This window comes from Streptomyces sp. CA-181903 (assembly GCF_050937075.1).
Classification (GTDB): domain Bacteria; phylum Actinomycetota; class Actinomycetes; order Streptomycetales; family Streptomycetaceae; genus Streptomyces.
The window spans coordinates 4,630,578-4,656,316 of record NZ_JBNJLY010000001.1; the positions used below are offsets into that span (position 1 = coordinate 4,630,578).

The window sequence follows — 25,739 nt, forward strand, 5'->3', positions numbered from 1 at the left end:
TTCTCCCCCAGCTACCGCTGGGAGGTGCCCCCAGCTTCCTGGGGCTGCGCCCCAGACCCCCTTTTCGCGGCTTCGCCGCTCGTCCTCAAACGCCGGACAGGCTGAATAGTCAGCCCGTCCGGCGTTTGAGGACAACCGCGCGAAGCGCGGCACTCCGGGCCGGCTCACTTGCGCCCCTTTCCGCGCAACCGCCGCTGAACCGACCGCGCCCTACGCGCGAGCCGACGCACCGCCGGGTTACGGGGGAGGAAGGCGAGGCGGGCGGGAAGGGCGCCGGGCAGGGCAAGGGCGGTGAGGCGGCGGCGTCTGAAGTAGCGGCGGGTGCGGGCGTTCAGGTGGTGCGTGAGGTAGCGCTCGGCGGCCGGCCGCAGGTCGGGGTTGATGCGCGGCTGCATCGCGTAACCGACCGCCGCCAGCAGGTCGTTCGGTCCGGCCGCGTCCGGCGGCGCGGCGTCGCCGGAGGAATCCTCCAGCGCGGGCAGCAGCGCGTCGACGATCGTCACCGGCACCCGGTTGCTGTTCTCGTACGGCGAGAGCCGGTCGAGCAGCAGGTCCGTGCCGGTCCGGGCGGCCGGGAGGCCGTAGAAGGCGCCCGCCGTGACGAGCGCCGTCGAGAAGCAGCCGGCCACCAAGGCGGGTCGCAGCCGCTGGAACAGCGCCTCCGCCAGGGCGGTGCCGTCCAGCACGGTGAGGCGGACGCCGAGCCGGCCGGCCTCGTCCTCCAGCAGCCGCGACCAGCGGGCGGGGGCCGTCGGGTGCGGCTTGAAGACGACGTCCCGGTGACCGCGCCCGGCCGCGCCCCGCAGCATGCGGACGTGCAGCCGCTCCTCCTCCTCGGGGTGAGGATGTCCAGCGCGGAGAGGTACTGGCCGAGGAGCAGCGCGGCGCCTTCCGGGGCGGGCGGCAGCGGGGTGGCGTCGGCCAGTTCGGCCAGCACCTTGGTGACGACGTCGCCGGGGACGATCTCCGGCCGGACCCCGAACTCCCGTAGCAGCAGCGGGCGCAGGCCGGGTACGAGGTCGAGGTGGAGCAGCCGGCGCACGCGGGTGCCGACGAGCGGGTCGAGCTTGTCGCGCGTGGGGCCGTAGCTCATCAGCCCGTCCGCGTAGACGTCCAGCGGGGCGTCGGGGAAGATCCGGGCCACCGCGAGCGCCGGGTCGACCTGGAGGGATTCGAGGACGAGCGAGACGTCGTCCGTCCCGAGGTCCCACAGCAGCCGCAGGTGCCGCTCCCACAGCGGGACGTCGTCGGGGCGTGGCGACCAGCCGCCGGGGTGGAACGGGCTGATCGTGTCGTTCCAGGAGAGGACGTCGTCGAAGCGGGTGCGCAGCCGGTCGAAGCCGGGGGCCAGGTCGAGGCCGGGGCTGGTCTCGGGGACGGCGGCGTTGTCGGCGACGAGCAGCAGCCGGCGGCCGGCGGCGGGGAAGAGGCCGGCGTCGAGGGCGGCGGCGAGGGTCGCGGCACCGTAGAGGGTGGAGGCGAGGAAGATTTGGACCGTGCGCGGGTGGCCGGGCATCAGGCGGGCACCCCCGCCCGGGGCGCGGGGACGGGCCGGCGGCGCAGTCGGCGCAGCCGGGCCGCCCGGTCGGCGTCCATGGCGTTCAGGGCGTCGTTCAGCAATGCCGGGGGCATCCGTTTCATCGCGGCGGCACTCATCGACCGCAGGGCGCGGGCGACTTCGGGTTCGAAGCGTTCGATGGAACCGAGGTGGTGGGAAATGATCGCGCAATAGGTGCGCACGGCTTTCGGCAGCAGCGCGTCGGCGTCGCGGTCCCGCCACGTTTCCTCGATCACCTGGTCGAATGAGCGCAGGAAATCGAGTTGCCGCACATCGCCGATCTGGGTGAGCGAGGAGGCCACTCCGCGGCGGTAGAAGACGCCGAGGAGTCCGATGATCGCGAAACTGCGGGCCTCGCGGTGCAGCCGCCAGATCCAGGGCCGGTCCTCGGCGGTGCGCAGGCCGTCCGGGAAATGCAGGAGTCCGTCGTCCAGCAGTCTGCGGTGGTAGATGCCGGCCCAGGCGTACGGGTAATCGACGGCCGTGGAGCGGTCCGCGGGGAGTATCGCGTCGCGCGGGTCGAGGACGACGCCGCGCCGGCCGTCCGGAACGCGGTGGAGGGTGCGGTTCCGGCCGGTGCACCGCACATGGTCGGTGCGCACGAAATCCACCCCCATGTCCTCGATGACCTGCACCAACCGCGCGTAGTGGCCGGGTGCGAGCCAGTCGTCGCCGTCCAGGAAGGTCACGTACTCGCCGCGGGCCGCGTCCAGTCCGGTGTTCCGCGCGGTGGCCAGGCCGCCGTTCCGTTCATGGCGCTTCAGCACCACTCCGGGTATGTCGTCCCGGGCCCGTTCCAGAAGCGCGGACGTACCGTCGGTGGAACAATCGTCCACGAAAATGAATTCGAAATCCTCGCGAGAGTTCGCTTTCAGGCTGCGCAGCGCGTCCGAGGCATACGTCTGCACATTGAAGAACGGCACGATGACGGAGAGCTTGACCACCCGTGTCACGTTAGGTGACGACCCGGCATTCGTTCTGTCCGATGTCGTAAGCCGGGGTGAACGAAGTGCGGCGGAACGATGAACCGGGTGCGCGCGTCAACCGCTTCGCCGGGTGTCGGCGCGCTGTTTACCGAGTGTTGTGCCCGCGTTGGTCAGCCAAACCGGATCGATTCCTATCGTCGGTCCCGTGCCCTCAGCGCCTTCAGAGCCCGCAGCGTTCCCGACGAACCCACGTCCCGAATCCCCGCCGCGCGTCGCCGTGCTCGCGGACTCCGACACCCGGTGGAAATGGGGAGCGCTCACCGCGCACCGGCTCGTGCCCGGCGCCCGGCTGGACGGCTTCCTGCTGCGCGGGCGGGCCACCCCCACCCGCCGGCAGCTCACCGAAGTCGGCGTGCGGGCCGACGCGTTGCGCGAGGTGACGGCGGCGGAGTTCACGGAAGCGGCCGGCCGGCCCCCGTACGACGTCGTCCTCCTCGCCTGCGTCGGCGGCACCGTCCAGGCGATGCTGCACGCGCTCGCCCGGGCCTGGTCCGACGCCGAGCGACGCCCGGTCGTCGTGACCGGGTACGTCGGCGTGGTCTACGAAAAGCTCGCCGACGGGCTGCTGTTGCGGCACGGCGCCGACGTCGTCCTCGCCAACTCCCGGCATGACGCCGAGCGTTTCCGAGCGGTCTACGAGGGGGTCGGTGCCCCGGCGGACGGTGTCGTGGAGTGCGCCCTCCCGTTCCTCGGGGGGCGCCCGTACGAGCCCGCGCCCCGCGAAGTACGCCCGTACACCGTCGTGTTCGCCGCCCAGCCGTCCGTCCCGGAGAGCCGCGCGGACCGGCTGTACCTGCTGCGGAGAGCCGCCGGACACGCCCGCGCGCACCCCGGCCGGGACGTACTGATCAAACTGCGCAGCAAGCCCGGCGAGCACACGACGCACGTCGAGGAGCACCCGTACCAGAAGCTCGCCACCCGGCTGCCCGGCGGCCTCCCCGCCAACTGCCGCCCGGTGTACGGCAACATGGGCGCGGTCCTCGACCGCACCGACCTGCTGGTCACCGTCAGCTCCACCGCCGCCCTGGAAGCCCTGCACCGGGCTATCCCCACGGCGGTCCTCGCCGACCTCGGCGTCCGCGAACGGCTCGGCAACCACCACTTCCTGGGCTCCGGCTGCCTCACCTCCTGGGACCACCTGGACGCCGGGCGGCTGCCGAAGGCCGAGCCGGAGTGGCTGGCCCGGCAGGGGGTGGCAGCCGACCGGCCGTACGAGCGGGCGTTCGACGCGGCCCGGCGGCGCGTCGCGGACCTCGTCGCCCGCGACCGGCTGCCGTCCCCGAGCCCGTACTACACACCCGAGACGGCCCCCGGCTACCTGCCCGCCGTCCTCGCCCGCCACGGCTTCGGCTCCGACGGGCGCCCGCTGCCCGGCCGCGCCGCGCCCCCGCCCGGCGGGAGCGCCCTGCGCCGCGCCGGCCGCGACGTCCTGCGCGGGGCGGCCCGCGGGGCCTACCGGCACGGCGTGCAGCGGGTGGCGCCCGTCATCCGGCGACTGGGGGAGCTGTGAACCCGCCGGCCGGCCCCCGCCGCCCCGCGCCGGACGGCGCGGCCGGAGCACCCGAACCCGAGGAGTCCCCGATGCCCTCCGTCCTCGCCGTTGTCCCCGCCCGGGGCGGATCCAAGGGGGTGCCCGGCAAGAACCTGGCACCCGTCGGCGGGATACCGCTCGTCGCCCGCGCGGTACACGCCTGCCGGGCGGCCTCGCTCGTCACCGACGTCGTCGTCTCGACCGACGACCCCGCCGTCGCCGCCGCGGCCCGCGCGGCCGGCGCCGAGGTCGTCGAACGGCCCGCCGCGCTCGCCGGGGACACGGCGACCAGCGAGGCGGCGGTGCTGCACGCCCTGGACGCGTACGAGACGGCGTCCGGCCGGGCGGTGGACACCGTCCTCCTCGTGCAGTGCACCAGCCCGTTCGTCACCGCCGGGGACGTCGACGGCGTGGCCGCGCCCGTGCTGCGGCGGGAGGCGGACTGCGCGCTGACGGTGGCGGCGTTCCACGGCTTCCTGTGGCGGGAGGGGCGGGGCGAACGGGAAGTGCCCCCGTCCACCGGCGCCCGGGGCGTCAACCACGACGCGTCCCACCGCCCCCGCCGCCAGGACCGCCCGCAGGACCTGCTGGAGACGGGAGCCGCCTACGCCATGCGCGCCGACGGGTTCCGCGCCGCGCGGCACCGCTTCTTCGGCCGCGTCGAACCCGTCCGCACCGATCCCGCGCGCGTCCTGGAAGTGGACGACCCCGCCGACCTGGCGCGCGCCCGCGCCCTCGCGCCCCTCCTGGACGCCGACGCGCCCGGCACGCACTCCGCACGACACCCCGCCGCGTGCGCTCCCGCCGGCACCCCCGACGCCGCCTCCGGCGGCTTTCCCGGGCGGGACGACATCGACGCCATCATCCTCGACTTCCACGGCCCGCGGGCCGACGGCCGGGTCCCGGCGGACGCCGAGGGCCACGAGTTCGCCGCCGCCCGTCCCTCCCTGCGCGTCCCGCGGCCCTGACAGACCACCGCCGTACCCCGCGTCCGCGCACGCGGAGCCCCGCGGACGCGCGCCTGTACACCCCCGGCCCCGGGCCCGGCGGAGAGGTCCGGGCGCCCCGCACCGCCCGCGAACTCCGCGCCCGTGCACGGACCGTACGACCCGAGGGCCCCGCGCCCAGCGGCCCGCACCACCGTCCCCACACGAAGGAAAACGTCCCCATGGCCTCCACCGCCACCCTCACCAGCCCCGCCGCCCGCACCCGTCACCTCGGTGACCGCCCCGTCGGCCCCGGTCACCCCGTGTACATCACCGGCGAGATCGGCATCAACCACAACGGCGACCTCGGTACCGCGCTCGCCCTCGTCGACGCGGCGGCGGACGCGGGCTGTGACGCGGTCAAGTTCCAGAAGCGGACCCCGGAGGTCTGCACCCCGCGTAGTCAATGGGCACTCGAACGGGACACCCCCTGGGGCCGGATGACGTACATCGACTACCGCCATCGGGTGGAGTTCGGTGAGGACGAATACCGCAGGATCGACGAGCACTGCCGGGAGCGCGGCATCGCCTGGTTCGCCTCGCCCTGGGACGTCGAATCCGTCGCCTTCCTGGAGAAGTTCGACCTCCCGGCCCACAAGGTGGCCTCCGCCTCGCTCACCGACGACGAACTCCTGCGCACCCTGCGCGCCACGGGCCGCACGATCGTGCTGTCCACCGGGATGTCGACGCCGAAGCAGATCCGGCACGCCGTCGAGGTGCTGGGCAGCGAGAACATCGTGCTCTGCCACGCCACTTCCACCTATCCGGCGCGGGCCGCCGAACTCAACCTCCGGGTCATCCACACCCTCCAGGCCGAGTACCCCAACGTCCCCATCGGCTACTCCGGTCACGAGACCGGGCTGCAGACCACCCTGGCCGCCGTCGCGCTCGGCGCGGCCTTCGTCGAGCGGCACATCACCCTCGACCGCGCCATGTGGGGCTCGGACCAGGCGGCCTCCGTCGAACCCGGCGGCCTGCAGCGGCTGGTGCGCGACATCCGGGTGGTCGAGGAGTCCCTGGGGGACGGGGTGAAGCGGGTGTACGACAGCGAACTGGCCCCGATGCGGAAGCTCCGCCGGGTGCCGGGCGTCGTCGCGCAGGCGGACGAACGGGCCGAGGGGGCCGCCGAGGCCGGTGGGAGCGGCCGGACCGACCCCGCCGGCGACCGCGCGCCGGCCGCGGTCTGACGGGCGCCGGCCGATGACCGAACCCGCCGACGACGCGGTGGACCCGGAGCGTTCCCGGCCGCCCGGAGACCCCGCCACCGCACCGGGCTCCGCGCTGGGCTCCGCGCTGGGCTCCGCACCGGGTTGGGGCCCGGATTCCGGCCCGGCCGAGACGCTGGCCTTCGTCGAGAGCCCCGTTCAGCTCCTCAACGTCCTGGAGTGGGCGCACTCTCGCGCCGGCGCGCCCCCAGCACCGCCCCCGCCCCCGCCGGCCTCCTCAGCGCCGGCGTCCCCCGCCAGACCGACCGTGAGGCCGCCGACCGAAACGCCGCCGGCCGCCGCGCGGCGGACCAAGACGCCACACACCGAGACGCCACACACCGAGACGCCACACACCGAGACGCCACACACCGAGACGCCGCGCACCGAGACACAGCCGACCGCCCCGCCGCCGACCGCCCCGACGGCCGAGACGCCGCCGACCGGGACGCCATCGACCGCCGCGCCGCGGACCGAAGCCCCGCCCACCGCCACGCCACCGGCGGCCCCGCCCCCATCGACGCCGTCCGCGGCACCGTCATCGTCGTCCTCGCCCCCCACGACCCCATGACCCGCGGCCAGCTCCGCCGCATGGCCGAGCTGGCCCGCGAGCAGGGGTACCGGCTGCGCTGGGAGGAGGCGCGCGGCGGGGCCGGGGCGCCGGTGCAGACGATCGGCGGGCTGGCCGGACCGCTGCGCGCCGCCCGCCGCGTCGTCATCGGCGACCCGTTCTCGCGCTATGTGCAGCTGTTGCTCACCCTCACCCGGGCCAGGGAGCTGGTGGTGGTCGACGACGGCACGGCCACCATGGAGTTCGTCGGTCAACTCGCGCGCGGGGAACGGTTCGTACGCTGGCACCGCCACCGGGGCGGACGCGGTGGCTGGGGAGCGCGTGACGTCGTCTTCGCGCCGGTGTCCGCTTCGGCGCGCCGGATGCTCACTCCGAACAACCGCCGAAGTGTGGAGTTGTTCACGTCGATGCCGGTCGAACCGCCCCCGGGCGTGGCCGTCACGGCGAACGCCTTCGCGTGGACCCGCGCGGCCTTCGGCCCGCCGCGCCTCACCCGGAGCACGGACCTCGTGGGAACGTCACTGGTCGAGACGGGGATCGTGGACGCGGAGCGCTATCTGGAGGCCGTCGCCGCGCTGGCCGGGGAACACGGCGCCACCCGCTACTTCGCTCATCGCCGCGAGAGCACCGACAAGCTGCGCCTCATATCCGGACGGCTCGGCCTGGAGGTCGTCCGGCCCGCGCTGCCCCTGGAACTGATCGCCCGTCGGGGGCCGATAGGGCGTACGGTGCTGAGCTTTCCGTCCACCGTCGTGCACACGCTGCCGCTCGCGCTGGCCGGCACGGGGGTGACCGTCGCCGTCTGCGACGTCGACCCCGGCTGGCTCACCGCCGACGCCTCGCCGCGTGCCGAGGGCTTCCTCTCCCGCGTCACCGGCAGCGCCCGCGGAGTGCGCCGCCTACCGCGGATAGCGGTCCAGCCGAGTACCACGTGACGGTGTCTCGCAAAGGTACGCCGTAAATACGGGTCATACCCCCCTGGCGACCCATCCATGCGGCTGAACTTTTCATGATCGGAGGGCAGTTGCCCCGTGCGGGGCTCTACTCTTCAAAGGGTGAATCACCTGATGCCCTGCGAAGCCGCACCCGAAACCCCTGTCGACGATCTTGAAGGCGACCTGGCCGGCGCGCTGCCCGGCCGTCTTCCGGCCGATCTGCGCGCCGAACTCATCGCCTTCAGGCGTGACTTGCACATGCACCCCGAGCTGGGGCACCGCGAGTTCCGCACCACCGCGGCGGTCAGGGCCAGACTGGAGAAGGCCGGGCTGCGGCCCCGGACGCTCGCCTCCGGCACCGGGCTGATCTGCGACATCGGGCGGTCCCGGCCGGGCGCCGCGCGCCGTCCGGTGCTGGCCTTCCGGGCCGACCTCGACGCGCTCCCCATCCCCGACACCAAGCAGGTCCCGTACCGCTCCACCGTCCCGGGCGCGGCCCACGCCTGCGGGCACGACGTGCACACCACCGTCGTCCTCGGCACCGGCCTGGTGCTCGCCGCGCTGGCCGAGGAGGGGCTGCTGCCGCACCCCGTCCGGCTGATCTTCCAGCCCTCCGAGGAAGTGCTGCCCGGCGGCGCCCTGGACGCGATCGAGGACGGCGCCCTGGACGGCGTCGGACGGATCGTGGCGGTGCACTGCGACCCCAAGGTCGAGGTCGGCAGGATCGGTCTGCGGACCGGGCCCATCACCTCCGCCTGCGACAAGCTGGAAGTGGCGCTGGACGGCCCCGGCGGCCACACCGCCCGCCCCCACCTGACCACGGACCTGGTGACCGCCGCGGCCAAGGTGGCCACCGAGGTGCCCGCCCTGCTCGCCCGCCGGATCGACACCCGGGCCGGCCTCGCCGTCACCTGGGGGCGGCTGGAAGCCGGGCACGCGGCCAACGTCATCCCGCAGCGCGCCGAGCTCTCCGGGACCGTCCGCTGCCTGGACATCGACGCCTGGCGGGACGCCCCCGACCTGGTGCACGCCGCCGTGGACGAGGTGGCCACGATGCACCGCGCCAAGTCGCAGATCACCTACGTCCGGGGAGTCCCCCCGGTGGTCAACGACGGGGAGATCGCCGGGCTGCTGGGCCGGGCCATGAGGGCGCGGCGCGGGGCGGAGGCGGTGGAGGACACCGAGCAGAGCCTCGGCGGGGAGGACTTCTCCTGGTACCTGGAGCGGGTTCCAGGGGCCATGGCCCGGCTGGGCGTCCGCCCGGTGGGTGACACGGCGCGCCGTGATCTGCACCGCGGTGACTTCGACGTGGACGAGGGGGCCATCCAGGTCGGAGTGGAGCTGTTCACGGCCGCGGCTTTGCTTGATCGGAACCAAATGTAGGTTTGGCGGTCGAGTTCGGTTCGCGACGATCCGATAACGGCTTGGGACTAGCCCTTTTCAGGCCATCTACGCGCGTTACGATCCCTCCGAACCAGCGCCAATGGAGGCGCTTCGAGTGAAGGGGCCCTCGTGCGCCGGGTATCCACCATCACTGTCGCGGGCATTGCCACCGCGGCTCTCGCATTCACCCTCACCGCCTGTGGCGAGTCCTCGACGGAGTCGAGCGGCAAGAAGGACAAGGGCCTCGGTCTCGCCTTCGACGTCGGCGGCCGGGACGACCACTCCTTCAACGAGTCCGCCGCTCGCGGCGCCGACAAGGCCGAGAAGGAGCTGGGCGTTCCGAACCGCCTGATGACGGCCAAGAACGGCGAGACGGAGGCGGAGCGGGAGCAGCGGCTGAACTCGCTGGCCGAGGCCGGGTACAACCCCGTCATCGGCGTCGGCTTCAACTACCAGAAGTCGATCGAGAAGGTCGCGAAGGACCACCCCGACACCACCTTCGCCGTGATCGACTCGGTGGCCCAGGGCAAGAACGTCGCGAGCATCACCTTCGGCGAGCACGAGGGCTCCTACCTGGCGGGCGTCGCCGCCGCCCTGAAGTCCAAGACCCACAAGGTCGGCTTCATCGGCGGTGTGAACAACGCCCTCATCCAGAAGTTCCAGGCCGGGTTCGAGCAGGGCGTCAAGGACACCGACCCCAAGGCGCAGGTGACCTCGCAGTACCTGTACCCGAACAACGACAAGGGCTTCAACGACCCGGCCGCGGCCAAGGACAAGGCCAAGGGCATGCTCGACTCGGGCATCGACGTGATCTACACCGCGGCCGGCCTCTCCGGCAACGGCTCCATCGAGGCCGTCGCGGGGCAGAAGGACGCCTGGGCGATCGGCGTGGACTCCGACCAGTACCAGCTGCCGGGCCTCGCCCAGTACAAGGACCACATCCTCACCTCGGTGGTGAAGAACGTGGACGTTGCCGTCTTCGACCTGGTCAAGAGCGTCAAGGACAAGAAGCCGATCACCGGCCCGAAGACCTACCTGCTCAAGGACGGCGGCGTCTCGCTGGTGACCTCGGGCGGCTTCATCGACGACATCAAGGACAAGATCGAGGCCGCGAAGAAGAAGATCGTGGACGGTCAGGTCAAGGTCAAGACCCAGCCGTGACCGCCGGCCGGCTCCGGCCGGCCGACCGGTTGACCGGGCCCGGCGGGGAACACCCTCGCCGGGCTCGCACATACGCGCCAACGCTACGCGCGTAGCGTCCCGTTGTCGCGTGTAGCGTCACCCCCGCCCGTCCGGAGATCTCCACCGTGCCCCCACCCGGTGGACACCCCGGTGTCACCCCCGCTCCCTTTCCCCGAGGAGAGTGCGCCATCAAAGCGTCCAGCAAAGAGTCCGGCAGCGGCACCGCTCCCGCGGTGGAACTGCAAGGCATCACCAAGCGGTTCCCCGGTGTCGTGGCCAACCACGACATCTGCCTCACGGTCCGCCGCGGCACCGTCCACGCCCTGTGCGGCGAGAACGGCGCCGGCAAGTCCACCCTGATGAAGATCCTCTACGGCATGCAGAAGCCGGACGAGGGCACCATCACCCTCGACGGCGAGCAGGTCAGCCTGCACAGCCCGGCCGACGCCATCGCGCGCGGCATCGGCATGGTGCACCAGCACTTCATGCTCGCCGACAACCTGACCGTCCTGGAGAACGTCGTCCTCGGCGCCGAGAAGCTCCACGGCATCGGCGGCAAGGCCCGCAAGAAGATCAAGGAGATCTCCGACGCGTACGGCCTCGGCGTCCGCCCCGACGTCCTCGTCGAGGACCTCGGCGTCGCCGACCGCCAGCGCGTGGAGATCCTCAAGGTCCTCTACCGCGGCGCCCGCACGCTGATCCTCGACGAGCCGACCGCCGTCCTGGTCCCGCAGGAGGTCGACGCGCTCTTCGACAACCTGCGCGAGCTCAAGGCCGAGGGCCTGACGGTCATCTTCATCTCCCACAAGCTCGGCGAGGTGCTCTCCGTCGCGGACGACATCACCGTCATCCGCCGCGGCACCACCGTCGGCACCGCGGTCCCCAGCGAGACCACGCCCAAGCAGCTCGCCGAGCTGATGGTCGGCGAGGAACTGCCCTCGCCGGAGACCCGTGAGTCCACGGTCACCGACACCCCCATGCTCACCGTCGAGGACCTGCACCTGTCGGCCACCGACTCCGACGGTGTGGTCCGGACCGTCCTCGACGGCATCGGCTTCACCATCCACAAGGGCGAGGTCCTGGGCCTCGCGGGCGTGGAGGGCAACGGCCAGGCCGAACTGGTCGAGACGATCATGGGCATGCGCGACCCGGACCGCGGCAGCGTCGGCCTCGACGGCGCCGAGATCACCCACGCGCCGACCCGCAAGCGGCGTGAGGGCGGCATCGGTTACATCCCCGAGGACCGGCACCGCCACGGCCTGCTGCTGGAAGCCCCCTGTGGGAGAACCGCATCCTCGGCCACGTCACGGAGAAGCCCAACAGCAAGGGCGCGTTCCTCGACAACAAGGCCGCCCGCGCCGACACCGAGCGCATCGTCCGCGAGTTCGACGTCCGTACGCCCGGCATCGAGGTCACCGCGGCCTCGCTCTCCGGCGGCAACCAGCAGAAGCTGATCGTCGGCCGCGAGATGAGCCACAAGCCGAAGCTGCTCATCGCCGCCCACCCCACCCGCGGTGTGGACGTCGGTGCGCAGGCGCAGATCTGGGACCAGATCCGCGAGGCGCGCCGCGAGGGACTCGCGGTGCTGCTGATCTCCGCCGACCTGGACGAGCTCATCGGGCTCTCCGACACCCTGCGGGTGATGTTCCGCGGCCGCCTGGTCGCCGACGCGGACCCCGCCACCATCACCCCCGAGGAGTTGGGCTCGGCCATGACCGGCGCCGCGACCGGGCACCTCGAGCACGCCGAGAACCCCGAGACCCCCGAAGAGCCGCCGGCCCCGGCCGACGGCACCAACGACGACAGCGACAGCGCGGAAGGAGGCGACTCCAAGTGAAGAAGTTCGACAAGAACAAGATCATCCTGGGGATCGCCGCGCCCCTGCTGGCGATCGTGGCCGCCGTCGCGATCACCTCGGTCATCATCGCGGCCACCGGCAAGGACCCGTTCCACGCCTACCAGGTGATGGTCGACTTCGGCTCGAAGAGCGACAGCCAGGTCTGGATCATCAACAAGGCCACCCCGTACTACCTGTCCGCGCTGGCCGTCGCCATCGGCTTCCGGATGAACCTCTTCAACATCGGCGTCGACGGCCAGTACCGCATCGCGGCCTTCTTCGCCGCCGTCGTCGGCGGCGCGCTCACGCTGCCCGGCATCATCCAGATCCCGATCATCATCATCGTGGCGATGGCGGTCGGTGCGGTCTGGGCTGGCATCGCGGGTCTGCTGAAGACCACCCGCGGTGTCAACGAGGTGATCAGCACGATCATGCTGAACGCCATCGGCGCCTCGGTGATCGGCTACTTCCTCCAGGACGGCCGGCTGGCGAAGAAGGAGGGCAACCTGATCCACACGCCCTACCTGCCGGACTCGTCGCACTTCTTCGAGATCCCGACCACGCCCAAGCCGATCTACGGCTTCGTGATCATCGCGGTCGTCGCGGGCCTGGCCTACTGGTTCATCCTGGGCCGCACCCGCTTCGGCTTCGACCTGCGCACCGTCGGCCAGTCCGAGTCGGCCGCCCAGGCCAGCGGCGTCAGCGTCAAGCGCATGATCGTCACCTCGATGCTGCTCTCCGGCGCCGTCGCCGGCCTCGTCGGCATGCCGACCCTGCTCGGCGTCTCGTACAACTACGGCACCGACTTCCCCACGGGCATCGGCTTCACCGGCATCGCCATCGCCCTGCTCGGCCGGAACCACCCCGTCGGCATGGCGCTCGGCGCCCTGCTCTGGGGCTTCCTGGACCGCACCGGCACGCAGCTCGAATTCGAGGGCTACGCCCAGGAGATCGTCGGCGTGATCCAGGGCGTCATCGTCCTCTGCGTCGTCATCGCCTACGAGATCGTGCGGCGCTACGGCCTCAAGACCCAGCAGCGCAAGGTCGGCGAGGAACTCGCCGCCCAGGCCCGCAAGAGCGACAAGGCGGAGGTTTCCGCGTGAGTACCACCTTCACCTCCGGGCTCGCCGACCGGCTGAGCGGCAGGAACAAGGGCGACGGCGGAAAGCGGAAGCTCTCCTACCCCGTCATCATGCTGGGCGTGGCGGGCGCGCTGATCCTGCTCTCCGCGCTGCGCGCCATCACCGGCGCCAACGACCTGACGGGATCCGGCCAGTTCGGCTCGGCGCTCGCGGCCGCGGTGCCGATCGGTCTCGCGGGCCTCGGCGGCCTCTGGTCCGAGCGGGCGGGCGTCGTCAACATCGGCCTCGAAGGCATGATGATGCTGGGCGCCTTCTCGGCCGGCTGGATGGGCTGGCAGCACGGCCCCTGGGCCGCGGCCGCGGCCGGCGTCGTCGGCGGCGCGCTCGGCGGCCTGCTGCACGCGGTGGCCACCGTCACCTTCAACGTGGACCACATCATCTCCGGTGTGGCCATGAACATCCTGGCGCTGGGCATCACCCAGTACTTCGCCAAGCTGTGGTTCGGCGCCGAGGGCAGCGCCGCCCAGCAGGCGGGCGGCAACGACAAGCAGTCGCCCGTCATGAGCAACATGGGCGACTTCTCCGTCCCCGGCCTCGCCGACTGGCTCCACACCGTGGAGAAGCACCACTGGTTCCTCGTCTCGGACGCCGCCGGCATCGTGCGCGGCTTCGTCTCCGAGGTGGACTGGCTGACGATCGTCGCCGCGCTGCTCTTCGTCGGCACGTTCTACGTGCTGTGGCGCTCGGCCTTCGGCCTGCGCCTGCGCTCCTGCGGCGAGAGCCCGGTGGCCGCCGAGTCGCTCGGCGTCAACGTCTACACGTACAAGTACGCGGCGGTCGTCGTCTCCGGCGCCCTCGCCGGCCTCGGCGGCGCGTTCCTCGCCATCGGCACCCACATGTACTCCGACGGCCAGACCGGCGGCCGCGGCTACATCGGCCTCGCCACGATGATCTCCGGCAACTGGCGGCCGGGCGGCGTGGCCATGAGCGCCGGCCTGTTCGGCTTCATGGACAGCCTCCAGCTGCGCTCCGGCGGCCCGACCGTCCACGCGCTGCTGCTGCTGATCGCCGTGCTGCTGGTGGGCTTCGCGGCCTGGCGGTTCAAGGGCGGCAAGATCCGCGCGGCCGTCGCCGCCGCGGTCGTCGCCGTGGCGCTGTTCGTCTGGTTCGCCCTGACGGACACCGTGCCGCTGGAGTTCGTGGACGCCACGCCGTACGTGGTCACGCTGCTGGTGCTGTCCCTGTTCTCGCAACGGCTGCGGATGCCCAAGGCGGACGGCAAGCCCTACCGAAAGGGTCAAGGAAAGTGACCTCTCCCGTCATCTGGGAGGAGCTGCGCGCGCAGGCCCGGGACGCCATGTCCCGGGCCTACGCCCCGTACTCCGAGTTCCCCGTCGGTGCCGCGGCCCTCGTCGACGACGGCCGCGTGGTCACCGGCTGCAACGTGGAGAACGCCGCCTACGGCGTCGCCCTCTGCGCCGAGTGCGGCCTGATCTCCGCCCTCGTCGCCTCCGGCGGCGGCAAGCTGACCGCCTTCACGTGCTGCGACCGCAACGGCGACGTCCTGATGCCGTGCGGCCGCTGCCGCCAGCTCCTCTGGGAGCACGGCGGTCCGGAGCTGGCCGTCGACACGGCCTCCGGGATCCGCCCGCTGGCCGAGCTCCTCCCGGACGCGTTTGGGCCCGCCGACCTCGATCGATGAAGATGTCCTCAAGCTCCCCCAGCTACCGCTGGGAGGGGCCCCCAAGACGGGCTGACGCGTCAGCCCGTCCGGGTCACTTTCCGGCCCCGGGAAGACCTGAGGACGCACAAAAGTAAGGAAAATGTGCTGATGGACGCCATCTCCGTCATCCGCGCCAAGCGCGACCGCGGCCGTCTGACCGACGAGCAGATCGACTGGATGATCGACGCCTACACGCGTGGCGAGGTCGCCGACGAGCAGATGTCCGCACTCGCCATGGCGATTCTGCTGAACGGCATGGACCGTGCGGAGATCGCCCGCTGGACGGCGGCGATGATCAAGTCCGGCGAGCGCATGGACTTCTCCTCGCTGCCCGTGCCCACCGCCGACAAGCACTCCACCGGCGGCGTCGGCGACAAGATCACGCTGCCGCTCGCCCCGCTGGTCGCCGCCTGCGGCGCGGCCGTCCCGCAGCTCTCCGGCCGCGGCCTCGGCCACACCGGCGGCACCCTCGACAAGCTCGAGTCAATCCCCGGCTGGCGGGCGCTGCTCTCCAACGACGAGATGATGGACGTCCTGCGGAACGTCGGCTCCGTCATCTGCGCCGCCGGCGACGGCCTGGCTCCGGCGGACAAGAAGCTGTACGCGCTCCGCGACGTCACGGGCACGGTCGAGGCGATCCCGCTGATCGCCTCCTCCATCATGTCGAAGAAGATCGCCGAGGGCACGGGCTCGCTCGTCCTCGACGTCAAGGTCGGCTCCGGCGCGTTCATGAAGAACATCGAGGACGCGCGCGAGCTCGCCTCCACGATGGTCGGCCTCGGCACCGACCACGGCGTCAAGACCGTCGCCCTGCTCACCGACATGTCGACCCCGCTCGGCCTCACCGCCGGCAACGCCCTCGAGGTCCGCGAGTCCGTCGAGGTCCTCGCGGGCGGCGGCCCCGCCGACGTCGTCGAGCTCACCATCGCCCTCGCCCGCGAGATGCTCGCCGCGGCCGGCCTGCCCGACGCGGACCCGGCCAAGGCCCTCGCCGACGGCTCCGCCATGGACCACTGGCGCCGCATGATCATCGCCCAGGGCGGCGACCCGGACGCGACCCTCCCGGTCGCCCGCGAGCAGCACGTCGTCACCGCCGCTTCCTCCGGCGTCCTCACCACGCTCGACGCCTACGCCGTCGGCGTCTCCGCCTGGCGCCTCGGCGCGGGCCGCGCCCGCAAGGAGGACCCGGTGCAGGCCGGCGCCGGCATCGAGATGCACGCCAAGCCGGGCGACACGGTCACGGCGGGCCAGCCGCTGCTGACCCTGCACACGGACACTCCCGAGAAGTTCGACTACGCCCTCGCGGCCCTGGACGGCGGCGTCGAGATCGCCCCCGCCGGCACGGACTTCACGCCGAACCCGATCGTGCTGGACCGCATCGCCTGACCTGCGGTTTCCTCATTCGGGTGAACGGGACCGGCGGCAAGCCGCCGGTCCCTTCGCCGTATCCGGGGGCTCACGCGGACAACTGGTGGCTGTCCGGCCCGTCCTGGGGAGCACCGGCTTGAGCTCTTGGCACCCGGACGCCCGAGCTCTCGTGCCAGACTCAAGACATGAGCGAACAGGTACGTCTCACCGCCGCCGTCACGCACGAGGACGATTGGTACGTGGCCCGCTGCCTCGAAGTGGAAGTGGCCAGCCAGGGCAGTACGTTCGAGGAGTCTCTGGACAACCTCCGTGAGGCCTTGGAACTGTACTTCGAGGACGAACCTGTGCCCGCTGTGCATGATGTCATCACTGCTCCCGTTCAGGTGCGGGTCGCGTGAGCCCGGCGGTACCGCGGGGATTGTCCGGTACGCAGATCGCCAAAGCCTTGGTCCGCGCTGGATTCACGCATGTGTCCACACGCGGCAGCCATGCGAAGTACCGATGGGAGGAGCGCACGGTCATCGTCCCTCTCCACCATGAGCTGGCGCCAGGTGTCGTACGCTCGATCCTCCGGCAGGCGGACTGGAGCGTCGAAGACCTCTTGGGCAATCTGTGACAGCACGCCGGACAGGCTGTATCAGCCCGTCCGGCGTTTGAGGACAACCGCGTACAGCGCGGTTTCAGGGGGTCTGGGGCGCAGCCCCAGGAAGCGGTGAAGTGGGGGTGCCCCCTCTGGGGGAGGGCCTGGGGACCCTCCCCGCGGGCTCACGCCCGCGCGGCCACCCGCCGTTCCACCAGCGCCCTGCGCGTCGCGTACAGCGTGATCGACGCCGCCGCCACCATCGCGACGAGACCGAGGACGATCACCCCGTCCCAGCCCCCCGCCTGGAAGGCGAGCGCCCCCACCGTGCCGCCCACCGAGCTGCCCAGGTAGTAGGCCGTCTGGTAGAGGGCGGACGCCTGGGCGCGGCCCGTGGTGGCGGTGCGGCTCACCGAGGAGGAGGCGACCGCGTGGCCGGCGAAGAAGCCGGCGGTGATCAGGACGAGGCCGAGGAGGACGGCCGTCAGGGAGGACGTCAACGTCAGCAGCAGGCCCAGGGACGTCGTGCCCATCGCCAGGTAGAGGGCGCCACGCCGGCCCAGCCGGCCGACCAGCTTGCCGGCCGCGGCCGAGGAGGCCGTGCCGACCAGGTAGACGAGGAAGACCGAGCCGACGAGCCCCTGCGGCAGCGAGAACGGCGCCGCGGCCAGCCGGTAGCCGATGACGGTGTAGACCGCGCCGAAGACGGTCATGAAGAGCGCGCCGATCAGGTACAGCCGGACCAGCAGCGGATCGGACAGGTGCCGGCCGAGCGTACGGGCCAGGTCGCGCGGCGCCACCGAACCGGGGGAGAAGTGCCGGGCCTTGGGGATCAGCAGCCGGAACGCCACCGCGCACACCACCGCCAGCACGCCGACCGAGGCCAGCCCCGCGCGCCAGTCCCACGCCTGGGCGACCCAGCCGGCGAGGATGCGGCCGGACATGCCGCCGATCGCGTTGCCCGCCACGAACAGCCCGACCGCGCCGACCAGGGCCCGCGGACGGACCTCCTCCGCCAGGTAGGCCATCGCCGACGCGGGAACGCCCGCCAGCGCCGCGCCCTGCGCCACGCGCAGCCCGGTCAGCCAGCCGAGGTCCGGGGCGAACGGCACCAGCAGCCCCAGCAGCGCCGCGACACACAGGGCGGCGGTCATCATGGCCCGTCGGCCGAACCGCTCCGAGAGGGCGCTGAGCGGGACGACGGCGAGGGCCAGCCCGGCCGTCGCGCCGGAGACCGTCCAACTGGCCTGGTCCGCGGTCACCCCGAGGCCGTCGGAGACCGCCGGGAGCAGGGCCTGCGTGGAGTAGAGGAGGGCGAAGGTGGCGACACCCGCCGCGAAGAGGGCGAAGCTCATCCGGCGGTAGCCGGGGTCGCCGGGCGCGATCCGGGAGTCCGGGGAGGAGGCGGGGGACGACGAGGGAGAGGCATCCGCGCGCGCTATGACGGTGGATGCCCCGGTATCGGCAGGAGGCATGTCCAAACCGTATGCAGGCTGCATCTGATGCGTCCAATGCACAGAATGGCCATAATCCATCCCGTGATGCATGAACGCAGGTCAGCGCAGCCTCTGTCACCGGCACGCAACAGAAAAGACATTCCCGTTACTGGCGCTTCCTTGACGCCCGTCACCCCGGCGGCAGCCGCGGGACCCGCGCCCAGCGCGGACGTCGAAGCCGACTCCTGGGCGGTGACGCTCACTCCGCGGCTCGCCCAGTTCGTCGCCGTGGCCCGGCACGAGCACGTCACCCGCGCCGCCCAGCAGCTCGGTATGCCGCAGTCGACGCTCAGCCGCTCCATGGCCCGGCTCGAACACGACCTCGGCGTCGCCCTGTTCGCCCGCCACGGCCGTACCGTCTCGCTCACCGCCGCCGGCCGTACCTTCCTCGCCACGGTCGAGCGGGCGCTCGGCGAGGTGGACCGGGCCGCCGAGTCCGTCCGGGCGGACGCCGACCCCGCCGCCGGAAAGATCGCGTTCGGCTTCCTGCACACCATGGGTTCCGAGACCGTACCCGAGCTCATCCGCGCGTTCCGCGCCGACCACCCCCGCGTCCGCTTCCAACTCGTCCAGAACTACGGCGAGGCGATGATCGAGCGGCTCCGCGACGGCGACCTCGACCTCTGCCTCACCTCGCCCGTCCCGGACGCGCCGGACCTCGTCGCCCGCCGCCTCGACGAGCAGAAGTTGCGGCTCGTCGTCCCCGACGACCACCCGCTGGCCGTCCGGAAGCGCATCCGCCTCGCGGAGGCGTCCGCCGAGCTGTTCGTCACCCTCGAACCGGGCTACGGGCTCCGCCGCATCACCGACGCCCTCTGCGCCGAGGCCGGGTTCACCCCGAAGATCGCGTTCGAGGGCGAGGACCCCGAGACCCTGCGCGGCCTGGTCGCCGCCGGGCTCGGCGTCGCCCTGCTCCCGCCGCCCGCCGTGCCGCGCCCCGGCGTCGTGGAGCTGACCGTCACCGCGCCGCGCGCCGTCCGTGAGATCGGCGTGGCCTGGCTGGACGGCCACCCCGACACCCCGCCCGTGGCCGCCTTCAAGCGCTTCCTGCTCTCGCGCCGGGGCCGGCTGCTGCACCGCTGAGGTCAGTGGCCCAGCGTCTCGCCGAACCCGCAGGCCAGCGGCATCCGCAAGCCCAGCGGGGGCGGCGCGGCCAGGGCGTCGGCCAACGGGCGGGCGCAAGGGTGCCCGAAGAGGGTGCCCGGACGAAGTCGGCCGTCAGGGCCAGCACTTCGGCGCGGTGCTGCCGCAACCCGTGCCCGTCCGAGTGGACTTCGAACCGGCACACCTCCCTGTTGACCTTCTTGGCCCGCTCGGCGAGCCGGTAGGACAGGTCCGGGTCGGTGCGCTCGTCATTGGTCCCGTGCACCAGCAGCACCCGGCGCCCGACCAGCTGACGCACCGGGTCGGGGTCGAGGACGGCCTCCGGGTCGGGCAGCCAGAGGGCGATGGCGACCGCGCAGGTCACCGCAGGATGCCCGGCCGCCCGCAGCGCCGCCCGGCCGCCCAGGCCCGTACCCACCAGGCAGACCGGCACGTCGCCATAGCGCCGCACCACCTCGTCCGCCGCCCACAGCGCGTCCTCCACCGGATGCGCCGCCGCGCCGTTCCAGCCCCGGTGCCGGTACCGGACGACGTGGGTGGCCAGCCCCTCACCGGCGCCCGCGCGGGTCAGCCGGCGGGCCAGCCGGCCCTGGCCGGGCGGGATCCGGGACGGCGGGCGCCGCCGCCCGACGGCCGGGCCGCCGGGCAGCAGCAGTGCCACCCCGGTGACGGCGTCCCCGCCCCGGCCGGCCCCGAACGGCCTGCTCAGCGCGGGCTCGACGGACCTCCGGCGCTGTGTTCCCTTGCGCCTCGACGGCCCTATGGGCCTGCGTGGTCCCGCGGGACCTTCCCCTGGTGATCCCTGTGCCCCTGGCGATTCTTGCGGCCCTGGCGATCCCTGAGATCCATGCGACCCCTGAGACGACCCTTCTGGCCCCAGCGGATCCGGTTGCGGCAGCGCTTGCTGAACCATGGCAGACAACGATGGCAGAACGAGGGCCGGTGTCCACCCCGCCGACGGGTCACCGTTCCGTATCGTTCGGGTGCATCTACGCGCGTAGGGGCTAGAGTGCCGAAATGACGAGCGACACCACCGCACTCCCGACCCCCGAACAGATCCGCCGCGCCCCCAAGGTGCTCCTCCACGACCACCTGGACGGCGGCCTGCGCCCCGCCACGGTCGTCGACCTGGCCCGGGAAACCGGGTACGACCGCCTCCCCGAGACGGACCCCGAGAAGCTGGGCGTCTGGTTCCGCGAGGCCGCCGACTCCGGGTCGCTGGAGCGCTACCTGGAGACCTTCGCCCACACCTGCGCCGTCATGCAGACCCGCGAGTCCCTGGTCCGGGTGGCCGCCGAGTGCGCCGAGGACCTCGCCGCCGACGGCGTCGTCTACGCCGAGATCCGCTACGCCCCCGAGCAGCACCTGGAGGCCGGACTCACCCTCGAAGAGGTCGTCGAGGCCGTCAACGAGGGCTTCCGCGAGGGCGAGCGGCGGGCCAAGGAGGCGGGCCACCGCATCCGCGTCGGCGCCCTGCTGACCGCGATGCGGCACGCCGCCCGCGCCCTGGAGATCGCCGAACTCGCCAACCGCTACCGCGACTCCGGCGTCGTCGGCTTCGACATCGCGGGCGCCGAGGCCGGCTTCCCTCCCACCCGTCACCTCGACGCGTTCGAGTACCTCAAGCGCGAGAACAACCACTTCACCATCCACGCCGGCGAGGCGTTCGGCCTGCCCTCGATCTGGCAGGCCCTGCAGTGGTGCGGCGCCGACCGGCTCGGCCACGGTGTGCGGATCATCGATGACATCGAGGTCGCCGAGGACGGCACGGTCAAGCTCGGCCGTCTCGCCTCCTACGTCCGGGACAAGCGCATCCCGCTGGAGATGTGCCCGACCTCCAACCTCCAGACGGCGGCGGCCACCTCGTACGAGGAGCACCCGATCGGTCTGCTCCGCAAGCTGCATTTCCGGGCGACGGTGAACACCGACAATCGTCTGATGAGCGGAACCAGCATGAGCCGTGAATTCGAGCACCTGGTCAAGGCGTTCGGCTACACGCTCGACGACATGCAGTGGTTCACCGTCAATGCGATGAAGTCCGCCTTCATTCCCTTCGACGAGCGGCTGGCCATGATCAACGACGTGATCAAGCCGGGATATGCCGAGCTCAAGTCGGAGTGGCTGTTCCGCTAGGAGCGACGGAAACCGTCGGCGCCGCGCATCCGCAGGCAATACGACTGACGGTCAATCGTCCCTGAATACGACTGATACGGCCGGGAATTCAAACGTCCCGGCCGTGTCATTCGGTATGGGCCGGTCGTTCTCGTGACAGGTTGCAAAGCCTCCGGGAAATTACCCTCCACCGTCACGAGGACAGATTTCACATGAAGCAGGGAACCATCAAGACCATCGGTGCCGCCGCCCTCGGCGCTGCCATCGCCGTCACCGCGGCGGGCACCGCGTCGGCCGCGGCTCCCACGGGCCCGCTGGAGAAGGCCACCAACCTGGCCGCCCGCACCAGCAAGCAGCTGCCCATCGAGGACCTCGCCCCGGTGCTCCCCGGCGGACCGGTCATCAGCGCCACCAACCGCGCGCTGGGCTCCTCCGCGCTGCAGAACACGGCCGGCGCCGTGGACCGCGCGGTGTTCCCCCAGAAGGGCCCGGTGGCGCAGGAGGGCCCGGGTGACAACAAGGGCAACGCCGGCCTCCTGGGCCTCGTCCCGGAAGGCGCCCTTCCCAAGGGCCTCTCGACCGGCAACCTGACCTCCGGACACCACTGAGACCCGCGCTCCGAACGGGCGGCACCGACGCCCGTACCCGGCGCCACGTCCGCACACCGGCCGCGCACCCACCCGGGGGCGCGGCCGCCGTGCGGACGTGGCGCCGGCGGGCGTTCCGAAGGCGGCGGGCCGTCACCAGGACTCGGACGAGCGGCGGCCGCCCTCGCTGGGCAGCAGCAGCCACAGCGCCAGGTAGACCAGGAACTGCGGACCGGGCAGCAGGCAGGACACCAGGAAGATCACACGCATCGTGGTGCGCGTGGTGCCGAAGCGGCGGGCGAGTCCCGCGCAGACACCGGCGATCATCCGGTGGTCACGCGGGCGGACCAGGGGAGCGGGCATGGCGGAGCCTCCTCGCGTACGGGCGCACGGGCGTCCGTGCGCACGACCCGGGCCGCGGGCCCGGGACCGGGGGGCGTCTCCCGGTGACTCCACGCTAGGACCGGGCGCCCGGCAGGGCGTCACTCCACGGGGTGACCCCGACCCGGGGGATCGTCGGGGTCGAACCCTGAGACGTCCCATCCTCCCGGAGGAGGGGACGCGGAGGGCGGGCCGCGGCCTCCCGGTCGGCGGGGTCGTCCCGGCGGTCCCGCCGGCGCAGCCGGGCCCGGGCCGCGGGCACCACGGCCAGGTGGGCCACGATCACCCCGGTGACGTTGAGCAGCAGCGCGTCCAGGTCCAGCACCTGCCCCACCACACCGCCCCGGACCACCTGGAGGACCAGGGAGAGCATGGCGGAGGTGAAGACCGTACGGGCCAGCGAGCCCAGCGGCGACGCGTCGAGCCGGCCGCCCGCCCAGGGCAGCAGCACCCCCAGCGGCGCGAACGGGAGCAGCCCCCCGAAGATCGCCCGTGCCGCGTCCCAGGGCCCGAGCGCCAGGTCGGCCCGGAGCGTGGCGAACGGCTCCAGATGCGCGGCGGAGACCCAGGGAGCGGTCAGCGGCCGCATGGCCAGCCAGCCCACCACGACCAGGTGGGCGGCGAGGAGGACGCAGCCCGCGACGCGGTAGCGGTGTCGGAGGGCGGCCGTACCGCCGTAACCATGACGCTGCACGCACCACAGGACGCGGGGCGCGGGGCGCGCGGTTCCGGCCGCCGTCGCGCGGTACCGGTGCCGGTCACCGCGCCGGAGCGTTCAGTCGCCCTGGAGGTTCTCCGGATGGGCCCGGGTGTCGTCCGTGCACACATAGCTCCGGGGCGCCTCCCCGCCGGGCCCGCCGAGCAGCACCGAGCGCCGCCCTTCGGCCGCCGGGGTGCCCGCGAACGTACAGACGATCTGCGCCAGGCCGAGCTGCGGGAGTTCGTCCGGCGGGGTGCTCAGCCGGAGCGTGCCCGCCGGGTCGTCCCGGCGCGGACCGGTGACGGTGAGGCGCTGCGGCACGTCGGTGGACAGCCCCGTCGCCTCCTCGGCGGACGAGGGCTGGCGGCGCAGCTCCTCCAGCAGCGCCCGCGCCACGTCGAGGGTGCGCTCCGCCCCGGGGCCGGTGCGCTGCCGGACCACCGGCGTCAGCTGGGACGCGCACACCAGTTGGACGGTGAGCGACTGGCCCTTGGGCTGGGGCGTCGCCGGGGCCGGCGCGGGCCGGGTCAGGCAGGACGCCCGCGAGGGCGCGCTACCCGCGTCGACGGGGACGGCGGTGCCGCGGATGCCGCAGCCGGCGGCGAGGGCGCACAGGGCGGCGGTGAGCGCGGCCGTCCGCGCCGTGCGCCTCACTTCGTGCCCCCTTGAGCCGGACCGCGGCCGTCCTTGCCGCCGTTCCCGGCGTCCCGTGCGTCCCGTGCGTCGCGCGCGTTCTTCGTGCCCTTCTTGTCCTTCGCGTCCTGCGCCCGCGCGTCCTTCGAACCCGTGCCGTTCGCGCCCGTACCATTCGCGTCCTCGTCCCCGTCGCCGGTCGCGGACACGTCCCGTGGCAGCGTCAGCGTGAAGACCGCGCCGCCCTCGGGCGAGTTGGCGGCCGTGATCTCGCCGCCGTGGATGTGGGCGTTCTCCAGTGCGATGGACAGGCCGAGGCCGCTGCCCTCGGAGCGCGGGCGCGAGGCGCTGGCCTTGTAGAAGCGGTCGAAGACGTGCGGCAGCACGTCCTCGGGGATGCCGGGGCCGTGGTCGCGGACCTCGATGATCAGCTCGTGGTCCACCGGGCGCACCCGCACCCGCACCGGCGAGCCGCCGTGCTTGAGGGCGTTGCCGATCAGGTTCGCCAGGATGACGTCCAGGCGGCGCGGGTCGAGGCGGGCCATGATGCCGCGCTCGGCGTCCAGTTCCACGGCGTCCAGCCAGGCGCGGGCGTCGATGCAGGCGGTCACCTGATCGGCGACGTCCACGTCGTCCAGGACGAGCCGGGCCGTGCCCGCGTCGAAGCGGGTGACCTCCATCAGATTCTCCACCAGGTCGTTCAGCCGCCGGGTCTCGCTCACCACGAGCTGCACCGCGGGCGCGATCATCGGATCGAGGGAGTCCGCCTCGTCCTCCAGCACCTCCGTCACCGCCGTGATGGCGGTCAGCGGGGTGCGCAGCTCGTGGGACATGTCGGCGACGAACCGCCGGCTCGCCGCCTCGCGGGCGCTGAGCTCCTCGACCCGCTGCTCCAGCGACGCGGCGGCCCGGTTGAAGGTCCGCGACAGCTCCGCCAGTTCGTCCGTGCCCGAGACCTGGAGCCGGGTGTCCAGCTTGCCCTCGCCCAGCCGGCTCGCCGCCTCGCCGAGCCGCTGCACCGGCCGCAGCACCGTCGAGGCCGCCGCCTGCGCGAGCAGGGCCGAGCCGATCAGGGCCAGGCCGGTGGCGATCCCCAGCGACCAGGCGAGCGAGTTGAGGTCCGCGCGCTCGTTCTCCAGCGACTTCAGCAGGTAGCCGGTGGGGCCGCCGCCGATCACCTTGGCGCCGCCGACCAGGTACGGCTTGCCGTCGAGGGTGATCCGCTGCCAGTACAGGTGGTACGGGTACGGGTTCGAGTCGTCGACCTTGCGTTCCCGGTTGACCGCGGTGACCAGCGTCTTCGGCACCGTCTCCAGCGTGAACAGATCGCGGTCGGACGGCGCCGCGCAGCTGCCGCCGCCCTTGACCTTCCCGATCAGCAGGACCGCGTACTTCTGCGAGGTCCCGGCCATCCGGTCGGCGGCGTCCTGGAGTTCGGGACAGGTCGGCGACAGCGGGAGCGAGCCGGTGTTGTCCTGGAGCGACTTGCGGAAGTCGTCCAGCGCCGCGTTCTGCGTCCTGGTGAGGACCGCGTCGCGGTTCAGCCAGTAGGCGATCGCCGACGCGGACACCGCCGCCGCCAGCGCCACCAGGGCGAAGACCAGCATCAGCCGCAGCCGCAGGCTGATCCACCGCATGCTGATCCTCATCAGACTCCCGGTGGCCCGGCCCTGGCCGGTCTCTTCCGTCACTGCGCTCTCTCTGTTCGTATGTGTCGAACTCTGCCCGTGTGGTGTCACGGCTTGGACGTGTGCTGTCACGCCCTGGCGGCCGCGCTGTCACACGGCCGGGTATGTCAC

General features: G+C 72.5%; 20 protein-coding genes and 4 pseudogenes. 16 read left to right on the forward strand and 8 right to left on the reverse strand.

Going from position 1 to position 25,739, the window contains the following annotated elements:
* Positions 1-164: 164 nt before the first annotated feature.
* Positions 165-1,516: pseudogene (locus tag ACQEVS_RS20810) on the reverse strand (polysialyltransferase family glycosyltransferase).
* Positions 1,516-2,502 carry a glycosyltransferase family 2 protein gene (locus ACQEVS_RS20815; protein ID WP_433022509.1) on the reverse strand — a complete coding sequence of 329 codons (987 nt, stop codon included), beginning with the start codon at positions 2,500-2,502 and terminating at the stop codon, positions 1,516-1,518. The pseudogene ACQEVS_RS20810 and the gene ACQEVS_RS20815 overlap by 1 nt, the downstream one beginning before the upstream one ends.
* A 259-nt stretch (positions 2,503-2,761) precedes the next feature.
* Between ACQEVS_RS20815 and ACQEVS_RS20820 the strand changes: the two genes are divergently transcribed.
* The 13 genes and pseudogenes from ACQEVS_RS20820 (at position 2,762) to ACQEVS_RS20880 (ending at position 16,963) form a co-directional block, all read left to right on the forward strand.
* A complete protein-coding gene (locus ACQEVS_RS20820; protein ID WP_433027751.1) occupies positions 2,762-4,054 on the forward strand; it encodes a DUF6716 putative glycosyltransferase in 1,293 nt (430 codons plus the stop codon).
* Between the two features lie 71 nt (positions 4,055-4,125).
* Positions 4,126-5,010: pseudogene (locus ACQEVS_RS20825) on the forward strand (cytidylyltransferase domain-containing protein); the annotation flags it as partial.
* A 233-nt stretch (positions 5,011-5,243) separates the two neighbouring features.
* Positions 5,244-6,248 carry an N-acetylneuraminate synthase family protein gene (locus ACQEVS_RS20830; RefSeq protein WP_433022511.1) on the forward strand — a complete coding sequence of 335 codons (1,005 nt, stop codon included), beginning with the start codon at positions 5,244-5,246 and terminating at the stop codon, positions 6,246-6,248.
* 471 nt (positions 6,249-6,719) lie between these two features.
* Positions 6,720-7,772 carry a hypothetical protein gene (locus ACQEVS_RS20835; RefSeq protein WP_433027754.1) on the forward strand — a complete coding sequence of 351 codons (1,053 nt, stop codon included), beginning with the start codon at positions 6,720-6,722 and terminating at the stop codon, positions 7,770-7,772.
* A gap of 132 nt (positions 7,773-7,904) precedes the next feature.
* A complete protein-coding gene (locus ACQEVS_RS20840) occupies positions 7,905-9,155 on the forward strand; it encodes an amidohydrolase (RefSeq protein ID WP_433022513.1) in 1,251 nt (416 codons plus the stop codon).
* A gap of 129 nt (positions 9,156-9,284) precedes the next feature.
* Complete coding sequence (locus ACQEVS_RS20845) at positions 9,285-10,316, forward strand: BMP family lipoprotein (protein WP_433022515.1); 1,032 nt, start codon at positions 9,285-9,287, stop codon at positions 10,314-10,316.
* Positions 10,317-10,570: 254 nt separating this feature from the next.
* Positions 10,571-12,174 (forward strand): annotated as a pseudogene (locus tag ACQEVS_RS20850) (ABC transporter ATP-binding protein).
* Positions 12,171-13,277, forward strand: coding sequence for an ABC transporter permease (locus ACQEVS_RS20855; protein ID WP_433022517.1), 1,107 nt, complete (start codon positions 12,171-12,173; stop codon positions 13,275-13,277). The pseudogene ACQEVS_RS20850 and the gene ACQEVS_RS20855 overlap by 4 nt, the downstream one beginning before the upstream one ends.
* Positions 13,274-14,566: an ABC transporter permease gene (locus tag ACQEVS_RS20860; protein ID WP_433022519.1), complete on the forward strand. Its 1,293-nt coding sequence runs from the start codon at positions 13,274-13,276 to the stop codon at positions 14,564-14,566. Before ACQEVS_RS20855 ends, ACQEVS_RS20860 begins: the two co-directional genes overlap by 4 nt.
* Complete coding sequence (locus ACQEVS_RS20865; RefSeq protein WP_433022521.1) at positions 14,563-14,958, forward strand: cytidine deaminase; 396 nt, start codon at positions 14,563-14,565, stop codon at positions 14,956-14,958. The genes ACQEVS_RS20860 and ACQEVS_RS20865 overlap by 4 nt, the downstream gene beginning before the upstream one ends.
* Positions 14,959-15,081: 123 nt before the next feature.
* On the forward strand, positions 15,082-16,365 hold the full coding sequence (locus ACQEVS_RS20870) for a thymidine phosphorylase (protein WP_433022523.1): 1,284 nt from the start codon (positions 15,082-15,084) through the stop codon (positions 16,363-16,365).
* A gap of 167 nt (positions 16,366-16,532) precedes the next feature.
* Complete coding sequence (locus tag ACQEVS_RS20875; protein ID WP_433022525.1) at positions 16,533-16,745, forward strand: type II toxin-antitoxin system HicB family antitoxin; 213 nt, start codon at positions 16,533-16,535, stop codon at positions 16,743-16,745.
* Entirely contained in the window at positions 16,742-16,963 is a 222-nt protein-coding gene (locus ACQEVS_RS20880; RefSeq protein ID WP_433022527.1) for a type II toxin-antitoxin system HicA family toxin, read from the forward strand. Before ACQEVS_RS20875 ends, ACQEVS_RS20880 begins: the two co-directional genes overlap by 4 nt.
* Positions 16,964-17,112: 149 nt before the next feature.
* Here ACQEVS_RS20880 and ACQEVS_RS20885 read toward each other — a convergent pair whose 3' ends face one another.
* On the reverse strand, positions 17,113-18,402 hold the full coding sequence (locus tag ACQEVS_RS20885) for an MFS transporter (protein WP_433022529.1): 1,290 nt from the start codon (positions 18,400-18,402) through the stop codon (positions 17,113-17,115).
* 141 nt (positions 18,403-18,543) lie between these two features.
* On the opposite strand from ACQEVS_RS20885, the gene ACQEVS_RS20890 reads away from it, so the two are divergent.
* Entirely contained in the window at positions 18,544-19,506 is a 963-nt protein-coding gene (locus ACQEVS_RS20890) for a LysR substrate-binding domain-containing protein (RefSeq protein ID WP_433022531.1), read from the forward strand.
* A 2-nt stretch (positions 19,507-19,508) separates the two neighbouring features.
* Here ACQEVS_RS20890 and ACQEVS_RS20895 read toward each other — a convergent pair.
* Positions 19,509-20,188: pseudogene (locus ACQEVS_RS20895) on the reverse strand (alpha/beta hydrolase family protein).
* 356 nt (positions 20,189-20,544) lie between these two features.
* Here ACQEVS_RS20895 and ACQEVS_RS20900 point away from each other — a divergent pair.
* Positions 20,545-21,660 (forward strand): adenosine deaminase, encoded by a 1,116-nt coding sequence (locus ACQEVS_RS20900; protein ID WP_433022533.1) that lies wholly within the window; start codon positions 20,545-20,547, stop codon positions 21,658-21,660.
* Between the two features lie 191 nt (positions 21,661-21,851).
* A complete protein-coding gene (locus ACQEVS_RS20905; protein ID WP_433022535.1) occupies positions 21,852-22,247 on the forward strand; it encodes a hypothetical protein in 396 nt (131 codons plus the stop codon).
* 132 nt (positions 22,248-22,379) lie between these two features.
* Here ACQEVS_RS20905 and ACQEVS_RS20910 read toward each other — a convergent pair whose 3' ends face one another.
* From ACQEVS_RS20910 to ACQEVS_RS20925, 4 genes are all read right to left on the reverse strand, one after another.
* Positions 22,380-22,589: a PspC domain-containing protein gene (locus ACQEVS_RS20910; protein WP_433022537.1), complete on the reverse strand. Its 210-nt coding sequence runs from the start codon at positions 22,587-22,589 to the stop codon at positions 22,380-22,382.
* Positions 22,590-22,683: 94 nt separating this feature from the next.
* Positions 22,684-23,301, reverse strand: coding sequence for a VanZ family protein (locus ACQEVS_RS20915; protein WP_433022539.1), 618 nt, complete (start codon positions 23,299-23,301; stop codon positions 22,684-22,686).
* A gap of 81 nt (positions 23,302-23,382) precedes the next feature.
* On the reverse strand, positions 23,383-23,961 hold the full coding sequence (locus tag ACQEVS_RS20920) for a hypothetical protein (RefSeq protein ID WP_433022541.1): 579 nt from the start codon (positions 23,959-23,961) through the stop codon (positions 23,383-23,385).
* Entirely contained in the window at positions 23,958-25,577 is a 1,620-nt protein-coding gene (locus ACQEVS_RS20925; RefSeq protein ID WP_433027757.1) for an ATP-binding protein, read from the reverse strand. The genes ACQEVS_RS20920 and ACQEVS_RS20925 overlap by 4 nt, the downstream gene beginning before the upstream one ends.
* Positions 25,578-25,739 lie beyond the last annotated feature (162 nt).

What these genes read in the sequence shown, in the direction of transcription:
- ACQEVS_RS20900 (WP_433022533.1), top strand. Translation starts at nt 20,545, where the DNA reads ATGACGAGCGACACCACCGCACTCCCGACCCCCGAACAGATCCGCCGC.
- ACQEVS_RS20910 (WP_433022537.1), bottom strand. Translation starts at nt 22,589, where the DNA reads ATGCCCGCTCCCCTGGTCCGCCCGCGTGACCACCGGATGATCGCCGGT.
- ACQEVS_RS20840 (WP_433022513.1), top strand. Translation starts at nt 7,905, where the DNA reads ATGCCCTGCGAAGCCGCACCCGAAACCCCTGTCGACGATCTTGAAGGC.
- ACQEVS_RS20885 (WP_433022529.1), bottom strand. Translation starts at nt 18,402, where the DNA reads ATGCCTCCTGCCGATACCGGGGCATCCACCGTCATAGCGCGCGCGGAT.
- ACQEVS_RS20875 (WP_433022525.1), top strand. Translation starts at nt 16,533, where the DNA reads ATGAGCGAACAGGTACGTCTCACCGCCGCCGTCACGCACGAGGACGAT.
- ACQEVS_RS20905 (WP_433022535.1), top strand. Translation starts at nt 21,852, where the DNA reads ATGAAGCAGGGAACCATCAAGACCATCGGTGCCGCCGCCCTCGGCGCT.
- ACQEVS_RS20925 (WP_433027757.1), bottom strand. Translation starts at nt 25,577, where the DNA reads ATGCGGTGGATCAGCCTGCGGCTGCGGCTGATGCTGGTCTTCGCCCTG.
- ACQEVS_RS20830 (WP_433022511.1), top strand. Translation starts at nt 5,244, where the DNA reads ATGGCCTCCACCGCCACCCTCACCAGCCCCGCCGCCCGCACCCGTCAC.